This is a genomic window from Leeuwenhoekiella aequorea (assembly GCF_004104375.1).
GTDB lineage: Bacteria > Bacteroidota > Bacteroidia > Flavobacteriales > Flavobacteriaceae > Leeuwenhoekiella > Leeuwenhoekiella aequorea.
Genome location: NZ_QOVM01000001.1, coordinates 62,432 through 76,619 on the forward strand (window position 1 = coordinate 62,432; position 14,188 = coordinate 76,619).

Below are 14,188 nucleotides of genomic sequence, written 5' to 3' on the forward strand. Positions count from 1 at the left end.
AGAATTATCTTGATTTAGCAGCATAAATGATGGTATTGACTGTAATAAGAAAAGTCAATAGGCCACATACACATGCAATAAGATTAAAGGTGTTGAGTCTGAAAATATTTATTAGTAAATAAACATCGAAACAGATGGGTCCAAAAAGAACAATAGCTTGTAAAGCTGTACCTGACCACTTCATCCACTTTTTTAAATCTTTCTTTTCTGTTTGATAATCTAACCCATGAAATAAAATGCTAAATGGTCGTATCGCATTTAACGTTTCACTTAGTGAACCAATTTTATAAAGGTCTTTAGCCAACTGGTCAAACTTTATTCTAAGGTCATTGTTATTGTACCAGCGAATAATATTTGCCATGTATAGATAACTGAATAAAACAGCTATTCCATTAAGAAGTTTATACTTATCGGTTAGTTGAAAGCTTAATATATTAACTTTTTTAATGTAATCCCACAATACCAAAAAATAGATTACTACACTTACCACAAGCACAAAAGAATTACGCTGTATGGCTCTATTGTTTGACCGAATATTTTCTGTTATAAGATTGAGGTAATTTTGCTTACTGGATTCTGATTCTATCTCTTGATCTTTATTAGAGTCAAGTATTTCAGGAATCTCAATTTCTGAGGCTATTTGCTTTAAGTATTCGTTCTCTACTTCTGTCATCTTTACTTTCCACTAAATTTTCTAAAAGCTCTAATTATTTGAAAGATGAAAATGCCTAAGATCAATCGATGAAGAAGGTCTAACAAATACAGAAAAGCACTTCTATCTTCTCCGTAAACGCTTTCAAACTTTCTAGCAGGATTAAATATTTGCCAGTAAACCTTAAAATGACCAATGCATTCCAACCAAGTCATCTTAACCTCTTCCCAAGAAGTTGCATAGCAATACTGCAATTTGTCAGAAAAGAGAGGTAGCTCTATTAAGTAAAAACCAAGAGTTATTAAGGCTACAATCCAAAGTGGTTTAAACCAATCTATCCCATAATTATTAGTCATATTTACGGTCATAATTAATTTATCATTGCTGCCATAATTGTCTGAACTTTTTAGTTCCGCTCTATGTGCTCGCATCTCTCTTGCTTGAAACAAAAGACTATCTATTTGATTGCCCTGCGATTTTAATGCATGTTTTATTTGCCTATATATTTCCCTACGTGTTCTATGTGCTTTAGAAGTATTATTATCAGAAAATCCCATAACCAGTTGGCTGTCATCAAACCAATTCACATTAGAGCATTTTATCCCATCAAATGAAGTATTCTCTACATTGATCGTAAGGAAACTTCTAAAATCCATCTCAGTAAATCTGGTAGTACCCAGATCATTATGAGCCATTATAATTGCACTTGAGTCAACCAGATTTGTTTTAAAGAGTTCATTCTCTGCTTGGCACCTTTCAAAAGTGACATCTGCATAATTTGTAAACTCTATCATTTTGAGCGTGCGTATACTCATCTGGCATAAAAGAAGTTTTAGATTTTGATTTATACCTGAAATATTCAACTCTGCTACCCGCCAATTTTGAATACGTAAAACACCTTTTAAATCTGGGGTAATGGGTAGCCTTATAAACTCTATACTTTTACCTCTTCCTCGTATATCTGCTCCCTCTATAAAATCTGCATTTGCGATCCATAGTCTCTTTAAGTAGCATTCTTTATTGCCTTCCTCATCATTAAAATTCTCATATTCAAGCTTTTTGTTGAAAGTGTCACCAATTATGCTCCAACTATCAATAGTAGATGATTTTATAGTAACCGTCTCTTCGAAAATATTCTTATTAAAAATCAATCCTTTAGAATTCAAATTAAAAAACTGAACCCAATTTTTTATCGTCGATTTTATTATACTTATTCTACTGCTGCATCTATTGATTCTTAAACTACCATTCAAGATTGATTTAGAAATTGTAAGACCTCCAGTGAAATTTTTTAAATCAAAAAATTTAAGAACTTTACTACTTTCAAGGTAAAATCCTAATTCATCAATACGAGAATCAAATATTCTTACAGCATCAATTTCTGAATTTTCTTCAATTCTAATATTTCTTTTGAAATGACAATGCTCTGCCAATGTAAAATGTCTCATTTTACAATTAGCGAAGTATAAGCTGCACCTTGCTTTACTCTTTTCTACATCAAACTTTAGACAAAAAACTCTTTTAAAAACAATACCACCCAGGAAATTACAATTATAAAAGGCTAAACCCGATCTTATATCAACATCGCTAACAACAAAAGGTTGAAGAAAAGTAACATTAGAAATTGCAGCAGATTCCCAAGTAAGATCCTTTTCCTTGATTATTACCTGTTCATCAACGTGATACTTTTTATCAGAAAATGCATCTGTTTCTATGTATTCAAAAAATGTTTTAATATCTAAGTAAGTACCACGATCCATATTAAGAGTAATTAATTATAAAACCTCTTTACCCGATCCCTTAGGTACAAGATCATTTTTACGCAACCACTTTATAGCTTCTTTAAATTCTGCTTGGGCTATTTCAAGTTTCTTTTTATGCCAATCTTCTCTGGCTTCTTTAACAATTGCATTATCTGTGATTTTCTCTTGACGAATTATAAGGTTGTTCCAAGCCGTATAAGTCGTAGCAACAACCTCTGCCTCTCTAGTAGTCTTTAACTCCGTAAAAAGATCAATTACGCGTTCCAGTTCATAAATGTTTTCTTGATTTTCTAACTGCGCTACCTTAAAAAATTCATTGAAACTAGAACCTTTTATATACTTGTTAGATTGTCCACCAGAAGTCAATTTCTTTTTTTCTCTTACGAACCAATCATTTCTTTTTGCAAGGGGCTCTACTGTAGTAACCAGATATTCAAAATCTGCAGGGCCAGCCGCCATTTTAATTGCTTTTCTACCAAAGTCCATTAATAAATGCTTTTCAACAACCTCTATTAATTTTTCTCCTTTTGTTCTATAGAGGTTTCGGTTAAGCTTAGAATGTGACTCTATAGCTAATGTGAGAATTTGGGCTTGCTTTCGGGCCTTAATAGTATTATTCTGCTCATCAAATAAGCTGTAATCCACTTGTGCTTCAGCGACATTTAAAAGCTCAGGACTTGGCTTTATATATTTATAAGAATACTCATTTTCACTGCCAGTATACCCTACGCGTAGCTGCCCATTCATCAACATAGGCAATAACCAATCGCGGAGTTCTGCAAGTTTTTGGTTTTCTTTTTGGTTATTGCTTTGTTTTTGCCAAATATTTTTTATGATTTTAGAGAATTTAGACTGAAGATTTGCTACAGGCAATATAATATTAAGCTTACCTAATTCGGTTCTTGATAATTCTGTTTGACCAGTAGACCCTACTCCTAATTGTTCAATATATGGCTGTAATTCAGTGATTGAGAAGGCTAAATATTTTGTATTAACTTTCTCTTGATCAGCACGAACAATAGTTACGTGAGAATCAACTGTGACTTTTTGATCAACTAAATATTTTACAACAGCTGAACGGCCTAAAGTTCCAACACCCGTTGAATTAACCAAAATATCATATTGCTCTATAAGCTTAGATGTATTTTTATTTTCTAAATCGTGGCGTCTGGTTAATTCAAAGTCTATTTCTTTACCTCTAATACATCTCTGATTGATAACAGGAATTCCTCCCTTTTCTATGTATTTTGGCCCAATTCCTCTATTTACAATTGTAGTTAACGCATTCAACTCTTTAACCTCCCATCCCTCAGGAATCTCACGCTTTAACTCCGCATTATACAACATCTTACCACCATAAGCTTTATACGGTTTGCCAGCTAACTCGGGTTTACCTATAGAATTAGCGTATTCCTTAGACATTGGGAAATCAAACTGTACAAACCAATAGTCATACAGCGTTTTTGCCATCGCTTCCAATTCCTGATTGAGTTTATTGTTAACTTCTATTTTGGTATCTAAATCAGAAAGGACTTTGGCTATTTGCTTTTGAACTTGTAATTCAGGAAGCCAAATTTTAATTGTCTTAACAATATCAAAAGTAATTTGAGGAAAAGAACCTATTCGATTTTCAGCTCGTTTTTGTAAATAGTCTATTGTCCCTTGAAAAGTCAAGAAATGATATAGATAATCTGTATTCAATTGGTTAGAAGCATTACGCAATACCATTAGCTTTGTAGATACAACATAATCCTCTGTATTATCTATATCTCTAACGTAAGCATATCTTTTATTTTTAGGTCTAATTTCACTATAAAGAATATCTCCATTTTGTATTGTTTTCTTTGCTTGACCTTTCAGTTTAAAAACAGGTGTATAATAATCTATTAAAATATATCCTTCCAAAACATCTGAAGTGTTTAGAAAAACTAGCTCATCTTTATCAAACTTATGAGTTTTTGAAATAGACTTAATTAAGTCACCTAAAGCAACATAATTATTCATATCTTAAACTCTTTAAGTTATTTTGAATTTCTACCTCCAAAGTCTTGCTTTCAGAAAACAGGTTATCCAAATTACTTTGAAAGCTTTTTAGCCTGGTGTCAAATTCTTCTGCAGTAATATCTACATACTCAATTTTTACTTCAAAATACTGTCCGGCACTTAACGAGTAGTTTTTGGCTTTAATTTCTTCATAATCTACCGCTATTGAAAAATCAGCTACTGCTTCCTTATTGATAAAGGTATTGATGATGTGCTGCTCTTCTTTTTCCGAGAGTAGCGTTTTTTGCGCTTTACCTTCTTTTACTGTTGTTCCCAGCTTACTGGCGTCAATTAGAACTACTCTACCATCGTTAGCTTTATCAAAAAATACGATAGATACATTCGTACCTGTTGTCGCAAAAATATTAGAGGGCATACTCACTACTCCCGCAAGCATTTTATGCTCTACGAGCTGTTGGCGTATCTTCTTATCAATACCAGATTGCGCGGTAATAAAACCGGTAGGTACTACTACAGCTGCTTTTCCTTTTCCGCTTAGCGAAAACATAATGTGTTGTAAAAAGAGGCTGTAAATCGCCATCTTGCTTTTGGCCTTTTTTGGCACATTGGGTATGCCCGCAAAAAAACGTTCTTGATTTATTTTCTTATTCAATTCATCTACATCGTCACTAAAATCTAGCTTAAACGGCGGGTTGCTTACGATATAGTCAAATTTACGAAGGTGTCCATTTTCCCGGTGGTAGGGTGTGGTTATCGTGTTCCCTTGTATCACATTTCCAATACTGTGTACAAGGTCATTTAAGATTAGGTTTAATCGCAACAGGTTAGAAGACTTCTGCGAGATATCTTGAGAATACACCGTACATTTTTGAGAACCAATAGCGTGAGCCAAATGCATAAGCAAGGTCCCACTCCCCGCACTCGGATCGTAAATGGTGACATTATCGGTAGGATTGGGTACTAAAATAGCCGCCATCACTTTAGATACCGCTTGTGGCGTATAGTATTCGGCATATTTTCCGCCTGAGTCGTTGTTATAATCCTTAATTAAATATTCAAATATGGTAGAGAAAAAATCAAAGCCTTCTTCCATAATGGCTTCAAAATTAACTCTAACTAATTTATTAATAATCGCACGTGCAAAATCATCACGTAAGCTGGTATCTTTTACAAACTCGGTAATACGGTCAAACAACTGTATTTTAGAACCACCTCCGGTAGTCACAGAGAATATCTGGTTGTTGATCTGGCTGATGTCCATCAGCGTATCGTCTAATGTCTTGGCAAAATCATTATCATTCTGGCTGTTAAACACATTGGTAATCAAATGACGGGGATACAAAAATGCCGCATTACTGGGTAATTCTAATTCAAGTAAGCGGTAGTCATTTTCATCCATCTTGGCCAAGTCTTCCTGCCAGGTTTCGCCGTTAGCAAGATCGGGGCGTACTTTTTTTAACTGGTAGGTAAACTTGTCATTAAGGTATTTGTACAAAAATGCTTGAGTAATGATGTCAAACTCACTGCTGCTGTTGCCCAAACCGTTGTTGGCACAAACGGCTTTTAGGTCATCAATCAGCGCTTTGGTTTTATTGGTATTTTCTAATGTCATTATTTGTTTTATATTCGACCTTATCCAGTTATAAATTGAATAAGGGTATTTTGGTTTTGAGTAATGGCTTCGACCTGCTCAGCCTGACAATTTTTAAGCCGGACGCTCATAGTATTCATCCAGATATTCTTTAACGATTACATCAGAGATAAACATCACTGTATCGTAGTCCAATCTTTTTTTAAGAGTATCGTTAAATTCCTTCATAACCATACGTGCCACTTCTTTTGTGAAATAATTTTCATTATTTAAACTATCCTGCCGCTGCAATACCGTATGATCGGTTTGTAATTTAATACGCCGCAAGGCTTCCATAATTTCGGCCTTTATTTTTGAAGGCTTGCCGGCTTCCAGCAAACGTTTTTCGGTGCGTGCATATTTAGGATCACCGTCATACTTCGCCTTGAGTAAATCATTTTTACGGTTAAGTTCTTTAACCTTATTATGTATTTGTCTTAGCGAATGCATATTGGCCTGCATTTCTTCCTGGCTTACTTCGTTTAGATTTTTGTTTTCAAAAAGCCTGCGAAGTTCGTCATATAAACTTACCCATTCAGGATCTTTGGTGTCAAAATTATTAGCCAGCCCCTCCCGGGTCTTCTTCAAAATATCTTTGAGCTTGTCAGCCAGTATCAATTCTTCTTCGCCTATCTTTTTAAAGTTGAAAAGAATGTCTTCCAAAGCTACATTCAACAGATTGTTCATCTCCTCGTTATGCTCAAAGGCTTCTTTGGCATTGATCAACTGTAAACGATTTGTTGCTTCATTACGCAGCGTATTCAGTTGTCTAAAATCTAATTCTTCTAGCAATTCATATTCTCCTACCAGACGAATGATATTGTACAGCGAGCGTGCATCTTCCAACGCTTTTTTAATTTCAAGCATAGTTGTCCTGTCGTCAATCTGAGAGATTTGCTGTTGAAAGACTTCGGCATTTTTGAGATCGTAATCAATAAGTGTTTCCTTGATTGTTTTAATTGTCTCCAGCATCTCTTCCCGGGACATAAAAAGATTAGAATAATTTTCCAGTTCATCGCCTAACGTTTCCTGCAATTCATCAAAATAGGCTCGATTGGTAGCATCAAACTCGTTAGAGATATCTGCAAAATCTACAACATAGCCGTAGCGGTGATTTTTATAGGTTCGATTCACGCGGGTAAGTGCCTGCAATAAATTGTGTTTTCTGATCACACGCCCTAGATACAGCTTCTTTAAACGCTTGGCATCAAAGCCGGTGAGTAACATATTGTAAACGAACAAAAAATCAACCTTCCCTGCTTTAAAGGCATCTCTCCAGCGACCTAAATCTTCTTTAGAACCCGAATCGAATAAAATTAATGCAGCCACTTTGGGAGTGTAAGAGGCTTTGCGTTTGGCATTGTAACTTTCCGGTTCTTCAGCTGCCTGACCCAGTTGGTGTTGTATGCCATTATTTTCGATATCCTGATAGCCATCACCGTACTTTTCTTTAAATATCTTATAGAGCTCTTCTGCTTGTTCGCTACTGTCACAGATAACCATACCACCCAGACCTGCATCATCTTTTACAGCTCTAAACTTCTCAAAGTCTTCAACAATATAATCTAACATAGGTTCAACAAAGGAAGGATGTGCATAAGCGTCCTTCTTGTCGATTCCGCCTTTTAGAATGTCTATTTGATCTAAAGCCTTTTGAAGCTTTATTTGATATTCTGTAGCAATTTCCTCTCGGATTAAACGCAAGGTATACCCATCTGCAATTGATTTATTGTAGTAGTATTTATGGATATAATTACCAAAGAGATGCTTTGATTTTAAGTCATTCCCAATTAGTGGAGTTCCTGTAAGTCCTATCTTAATCGCGTTAGAGTCACTTTCTTCTAAGTTTGCCAGAAAGCTACCTTCCGGGTTGTAACTGCGATGTACCTCATCTAAGAAATAGATACGTTGAATTGATAAGTTATAATCCTCTTTCTGTGCAAGTTCTGGATCATCTGCAAACTTTTGAATATTGACAACCGTAATTTCAGTCTGCCCTTTATCATTATTAATCGCAGTCGTTTTCTTTAAATCGGCAACAAACTCTGTTTTTGAATTGACCGTATGTACTTTTAGACCACGTGCAGTAAATTCATCACGAGCCTGAGTGAGCAGGTCTAATCGATCTACAATAAAGTAGAATTTGGGTATAATCTTCTTTTGCTGGTAATAGTGTTTTAAAAAGTGCGTATTGTAATACGCCAAAGCGGTCTTGCCGCTTCCCTGTGTATGCCAAATAATCCCTTTGCGTATTCCCTCATCTAGTTTTTCTGCTATCGCTTTTGTAGCAAAGAACTGCGGATAGCGCATAATATGCTTTTGAATACCCATAGGTTCATTAACATAAGCCAATGCAAATTTCATGAAGAACTTTAAGCGGTCTCTTGAAAGTAAAGAAGTTAAAACACGATTGGTAGGAGAGTCTGGATTCTTATTAGTCAAATACTCCGGACTATTCTTGATTACCTGATAATTCGTATCCTTTAGAATGAAATTCTCCTCTTCTGATTTTAAAGGATTTAAGATTTGAGTAAAATTAAAACCAATCTCCTCCCTAAAATAGTTGAAAACAGGCTTATAATAGGATGGCGATGCATAAAACGCACCCTGCCAAGGCTGGATCTCGTTCTCGTCATATTCCATATTGTTAGAAAAGAGCATAAACTGGGTTAGGTTTACAAACTTTCTAAACTTCTTATTCTGAAACCTCCTATTGATGCGGTCCCGCTCTGCAATGACACCGTCTCTGTTATTCGGCTTTTTGACTTCAATAAAAACAAGCGGCATACCATTTACTAAGCAAATAATATCCGGTCTAAACTCGTCTTCCCCATTTTTATAAGTCAGCTCTGTAACAACGTGAAAACTATTATTGTTAAAGTTATCAAAGTCAATCAGTTTTATGCCTGATGTTGCTGTAAGCATCTCATAAAATGCTTTCCCTAAGTCTTCGTTTTCAAGTTTGAGACTTACATCCTGATATGCTCTATTTACATCAGCAACAGTGAGCTTATCATTGATCCTCCCTATAGATTTTTTAAAAATATCAGTAAAAATATTTGTGCTTTTATCCCAAACAGCATCTTTTAACGAGATATAGGTATATCCTAACTGCATGAGGTGTAAAATAGAAGGGAGCTTTACTCTAGAGTCTTCGTTAAATGCCATAAAAGTAGGTAGATGCTGAAAGATACTATTCTTTCAGCATTGCCCAAATATATTAGTTTAGAAAATACTAGGAATACGGTTTTCCGTATTGGCTTGAAATTGGGGGAAATAATAATATAAGATTCAATCAAAAAATCTAATAATGTCAAGCATCTAAAACCTAACAGAATTATTTTAAAAATGTTAAAAATGTTAAATTTTTTATCTGCGTGCAAATTGCGTGCAAATGAAAAAGGCTTCCAGAGCAAAACTCTGGAAACCCTTGTAAACACTAGTGGAGAAGATGGGATTCGAACCCACGACCTCTTGACTGCCAGTCAAGCACTCTAGCCAACTGAGCTACATCCCCATTTTTGAGATCGTAAATATAAATAAAATGTCTTTATAAAAATTTTTTATCAGACCAGACCTATCGGTATGTTAAACAAGTAATTGCAATTCAAGTAGTCTATAAAACCTTATAAAGATGACCTCGTAAGACCGTATTCAATTTGGAGCGAAGCTTAACAACGATTACTTTCAATAAACATTATGATCATATGATTCGCAAAGCAGAAACTCAGGAAATCGATGCTATACTCAATCTCACAAGAGCTTGTGCTCAAGCAATGATACAGAAAAATATATTTCAGTGGAATGATACATATCCTTCACGCGCAGCTTTTGAAGACGATATAATACGTAACGAACTCTTTGTATTTGCTCAAGGTGAAAAAATAATAGGTACAATTGTGATTTCTAATTTAAAAGATGAGATCTACGAGCAGATTGAATGGCTAACTCCCGGAGATACTAAAAGTATTTACATTCACAGGCTGGCCGTACATCCCGATTTTCAGGGTAAAGGCATCGCGCAGCAGCTTATGCATTATGCGGAAAGTTTTGCTGAAAAAAATAATTATGTTTCAGTACGATTAGACACCTTCAGTAAAAATTTAAGAAATAATAATTTTTATACTAAACGTGGCTATCATAAACTTGGAGACATCTTTTTTCCAAAACAAAGTGAATTCCCTTTTCATTGCTACGAACTCGTTTTATAAGAATTGCATTTAGAAATGTATTTTCGCTGTAAGCAGCAGTATATGTCAAAATCCAATACGCTATCTTTTAAAAATGTTAATCGCTTAGCAATCCCCGCATTACTAGCTGGTATTGCAGAGCCTATATTATCTGCAACAGATGCAGCCGTTGTAGGGAATATTCCTATTAATGCAACTGAAGTACTTGCCGCAGTAGGTATTGTTGGTTCTTTTTTATCTGCTTTAATATGGGTGCTAGGTCAAACCCGAAGTGCACTACAGGCGATAATTGCTCAATATTATGGGGCTGATAAAATTTCAGAAATAAGTACACTTCCTGCACAGGCAATCTACTTTAATATATTACTTAGTGTGGTACTTTTAGCAACTACGCTACCCTTTATTGAGCAGATATTCTCTTTATATAATGCCAGCGGACTCATTCTCGACTATTGTGTGCAATACTATTCCATCAGAGTGTGGGGGTTTCCACTTACCTTATTCACGTTTGCCATTTTTGGTATTTTTAGAGGGTTGCAAAACACTTTTTGGCCTATGGTTGTTGCTCTTATAGGGGCAGCATTAAATATTGTTCTGGATTTTGCATTGGTTTATGGGATTGAAGGATATATACCCGCTTTACAACTAGAAGGAGCTGCATACGCAAGTTTAATTGCGCAGGCAATTATGGCTGTTTTATCACTTATTCTTGTACTTACAAAGACTAATGTAAGTCTAAAATTAAAATTTCCTATTCACCCAGAGTTATGGCGATTGGTAGGCATGGCGCTCAATCTTTTTGTACGCACTATAGCTCTTAATGTGGCGTTATATCTTGCAAATTCATTTGCCACAGACTATGGCGCATCATATATAGCGGCACAAACAATTCTTATTAATATCTGGCTTTTTTCAGCATTTTTTATAGACGGTTATGCAGCTGCAGGTAATATTCTAGCCGGCCGTTTTCTAGGAGCAAAAGATTATAATAGCCTGTGGGAATTAAGCAAAAAACTCACAAAGTATGGCTTGATAATTTCTGGCGGCTTAATGCTGGTTTCTGTATTACTTTATGAACCACTCGGACTCTTATTTAGTAAAGAACCAGAGGTGATAACCAGGTTCACAGCATTATTTTTTATCATCATATTAATGCAGCCAATAAATGCCGTAGCCTTTATTTTTGATGGAATATTTAAAGGAATGGGTGAAATGAAATATTTACGGAACGTGCTAATGGCTGCTACCTTTTTTGGTTTTGTTCCTGCCATTTTTATAGGTGATTATTTTGGGCTCAAATTATACGCTGTTTGGATTGCCTTTACCATCTGGATGCTCATTAGAAGTGGCGCATTAATCTTGAAATTTAGAAAGCGATTTAAACCAAAAGTATCTTCCGATATTTAAACGACCCCTATAAAGATTTACGGTTCTGCTAGCGTGTCTTTAACCAGCCAGTAATACTTAAACGCTCGGAAGCTAAGACTGGTTTTACTTCATGTTCTAAGACTTGGCTTTCAAAAATAACCATACGACCTGGTTTCGGAATAATATCTAAGGCTGACTCTCCATTTTCAGAAGGTAAATAAAGTGTGAGTTCTCCCCCATTCGTCGCCACCCAAGAATCATCATTTAAATAACACACCATCGATAATTTACGACGATCATCATTTTGAAAAGTATCTAAATGTCTCTTGTAAAATGTACCGGTGGGATATACAGCATAATGAAACTCTTTTTGTAAAATTCCTAAAAAACAAGTGCGGTTTAAGTAATCTACAAGATTATTAATTTTATTAAAAAATCGTCGTTCTACAGCTCTTCCTTCTGCTTCATTTATCCATAAAATAAAATCACCGCGTACGGTTTTATCTACCTCTTCATTAAACTTATCCCCTATTGCGGCCTTCTTAAAGCAATCTGCTTCATAAATATCCTTCAACGAATCCCGTAGTTCTTCAATTTCTGAAGCATCAAAAAAATCATCAATAATACTATAACTCTTCTCCAAGATATCTGTTATAAGATTCTCATAAACAGTATTTTCTGTAAATTGCAATTGTTCAAAAAGCTGTGTTTCCATGGCGGCAAATAACGTATAAAATATATTAAAATAAGCGTGTTTTTTTCTTCCTATTAAAATTTAGGCTTCGGTCAATTACTTTAGTATTTTTACCGCTTTAATACTATAATAAATGGAAGTTTTAGAGTTCTTAAGCGGAACAGGTATTTATGTGATTTTTGCAATTGCACTAATCGTCGTTGTATTAGTAAGAAAGTTTAAAAAGTAAGGATGAGTAACATACGTATCACAAAACAGTTTTCGTTTGAAACCGGTCATGCACTGTATGGTTATGATGGTAAATGCCGAAACGTTCATGGTCATAGCTACAAATTATCGGTTACAGTTATAGGAACTCCTATTTCTCAAAGCGACAATGTAAAGTTTGGGATGGTTATCGATTTTGGTGACTTAAAGAAAATTGTTAAAGCTGAGATTGTTGATGTTTTTGATCACGCAACTGTTTTTAATAAGAATACACCACATGTAGAACTTGCAAAAGAACTTTCAGACCGCGGGCATAATGTACTTCTGGTAGACTACCAGCCTACAAGTGAAATGATGGTTATTGATTTTGCTGAAAAAATTAAAAAACACTTACCCAGTAACATTACCCTCTTTTCTTTAAAGCTTCAGGAAACAGACAGTAGTTTTGCAGAGTGGTATGCCTCAGACAATAAAGAATAACTAACTATAGCGCCGTTATTAGCCTAAATTTAAGGTATGAAGCAACCTGTTTTGCAAACTATAATACCCGAAGGAAAAAAAGTTTACTTCTCTAGTGATAATCATCTGGGTGCTCCCACAGCAGAAGCCAGCAAACCTCGCGAACTAAAATTTGTAGCGTGGTTAAATGAAATCGAGAAGGATGCCGCAGCTATTTTTTTACTGGGGGATCTTTTTGATTTTTGGTTTGAATATAAAACAGTGGTTCCTAAAGGTTTTGTAAGAGCTTTAGGAAAGCTAGCCGATCTTAGAGATAAAGGTATCCCTATATATTTTTTTGTAGGAAATCACGATCTGTGGATGCAAGATTACTTTAAAACCGAATTAGACATTCCCGTTTATCATAATCCTCAGGTATTTGAATTTAACCAAAAGCGTTTCTTTATAGGCCACGGCGATGGTTTAGGACCCGGTGATAAAGGCTACAAACGGATGAAAAAAGTATTTAAATCAGGTGTTTTTCAATGGCTTTTTAGATGGGTTCACCCAGATATTGGCGTGCGTGTAGCTCAATATTTATCTGTTAAAAATAAATTGATTAGTGGAGATGATGATCATATTTTCTTAGGTGAGGATAAAGAGTGGTTAGCAGCTTATGCTAAGCGCAAATTAGAAACTGCACACTACGACTATTTCATATTTGGTCACAGGCACTTGCCAATGCATATTAAGGTAGGCGAGAATTCATCATACCACAATCTTGGCGACTGGATAATTCATTATACCTATGGTGTTTTTGATGGCACAAGCTTTACATTAAAAGAGTATTCTAATTAAGAGCCGTTCGCATATAAGATTGCGCTTCCATTCTAATGATAGTTTGATCTAATAGGTCCTGCATATCATCTAGTTCTTGCTTACTTACCGCAAGATCTATACAATCTGAAGGTGTTTTTAAAAGCAAAGACCTACAGTCTTGAGGGTTAGGACAATCGTTACACGTATATTGGGTTTTTGCTACTTGAGTTTGAAACGCAAAAGTTTTAAGTTGGTCTACAGTAAAATAAAAACCCGTATCTCTAAAAACTACTTGAGCTTTAAGCATGTCATCGTTAGCAGATTTCCAATAAAAGGATATTCCTGAGTGATTGCGATAAATGATATTGATGTTTTTCATAAACCTGATTTTATACAAATATAAAACCTTGTTTAGAATTAATA

Annotated in this window: 11 protein-coding genes and 1 tRNA gene; 4 read left to right on the forward strand and 8 right to left on the reverse strand. The window is 35.1% G+C overall.

What is annotated here, in order from left to right; translation table 11 throughout:
• Nucleotides 1-4: 4 nt before the first annotated feature.
• From DSM00_RS00215 to DSM00_RS00240, 6 genes are all read right to left on the reverse strand, one after another.
• Complete coding sequence (locus DSM00_RS00215; RefSeq protein WP_128756010.1) at nt 5-673, reverse strand: hypothetical protein; 669 nt, start codon at nt 671-673, stop codon at nt 5-7.
• Between the two features lie 2 nt (nt 674-675).
• Nucleotides 676-2,412, reverse strand: a complete 1,737-nt coding sequence (locus DSM00_RS00220; RefSeq protein ID WP_128756011.1) for a hypothetical protein — start codon at nt 2,410-2,412, stop codon at nt 676-678.
• Between the two features lie 15 nt (nt 2,413-2,427).
• Nucleotides 2,428-4,419, reverse strand: coding sequence for a restriction endonuclease subunit S (locus DSM00_RS00225; RefSeq protein ID WP_128756012.1), 1,992 nt, complete (start codon nt 4,417-4,419; stop codon nt 2,428-2,430).
• Nucleotides 4,412-6,031, reverse strand: a complete 1,620-nt coding sequence (locus DSM00_RS00230) for an HsdM family class I SAM-dependent methyltransferase (RefSeq protein WP_206633774.1) — start codon at nt 6,029-6,031, stop codon at nt 4,412-4,414. The genes DSM00_RS00225 and DSM00_RS00230 overlap by 8 nt, the downstream gene beginning before the upstream one ends.
• A gap of 93 nt (nt 6,032-6,124) precedes the next feature.
• A complete protein-coding gene (locus DSM00_RS00235; RefSeq protein ID WP_128756014.1) occupies nt 6,125-9,217 on the reverse strand; it encodes a type I restriction endonuclease subunit R in 3,093 nt (1,030 codons plus the stop codon).
• A 275-nt stretch (nt 9,218-9,492) separates the two neighbouring features.
• Nucleotides 9,493-9,566: transfer RNA gene (locus DSM00_RS00240), tRNA-Ala, on the reverse strand.
• Between the two features lie 190 nt (nt 9,567-9,756).
• On the opposite strand from DSM00_RS00240, the gene DSM00_RS00245 reads away from it, so the two are divergent.
• Nucleotides 9,757-10,260, forward strand: a complete 504-nt coding sequence (locus DSM00_RS00245) for a GNAT family N-acetyltransferase (protein ID WP_128756015.1) — start codon at nt 9,757-9,759, stop codon at nt 10,258-10,260.
• A gap of 42 nt (nt 10,261-10,302) precedes the next feature.
• A complete protein-coding gene (locus tag DSM00_RS00250; protein WP_128756016.1) occupies nt 10,303-11,646 on the forward strand; it encodes an MATE family efflux transporter in 1,344 nt (447 codons plus the stop codon).
• A 28-nt stretch (nt 11,647-11,674) separates the two neighbouring features.
• Here DSM00_RS00250 and DSM00_RS00255 read toward each other — a convergent pair whose 3' ends face one another.
• Nucleotides 11,675-12,322 (reverse strand): 2OG-Fe(II) oxygenase, encoded by a 648-nt coding sequence (locus DSM00_RS00255; RefSeq protein ID WP_128756017.1) that lies wholly within the window; start codon nt 12,320-12,322, stop codon nt 11,675-11,677.
• A gap of 210 nt (nt 12,323-12,532) precedes the next feature.
• Between DSM00_RS00255 and DSM00_RS00260 the strand changes: the two genes are divergently transcribed.
• Together DSM00_RS00260 and DSM00_RS00265 are read left to right on the forward strand one after the other, a co-directional pair.
• On the forward strand, nt 12,533-12,988 hold the full coding sequence (locus DSM00_RS00260; protein WP_128756018.1) for a 6-pyruvoyl trahydropterin synthase family protein: 456 nt from the start codon (nt 12,533-12,535) through the stop codon (nt 12,986-12,988).
• A 36-nt stretch (nt 12,989-13,024) separates the two neighbouring features.
• Nucleotides 13,025-13,804, forward strand: coding sequence for a UDP-2,3-diacylglucosamine diphosphatase (locus DSM00_RS00265; RefSeq protein WP_128756019.1), 780 nt, complete (start codon nt 13,025-13,027; stop codon nt 13,802-13,804).
• On the opposite strand, the gene DSM00_RS00270 is transcribed toward DSM00_RS00265, so the two are convergent.
• Nucleotides 13,797-14,144, reverse strand: coding sequence for a hypothetical protein (locus DSM00_RS00270; RefSeq protein WP_128756020.1), 348 nt, complete (start codon nt 14,142-14,144; stop codon nt 13,797-13,799). The two genes, DSM00_RS00265 and DSM00_RS00270, sit on opposite strands and share 8 nt — an antisense overlap.
• Between the last annotated feature and the right edge of the window lie 44 nt (nt 14,145-14,188).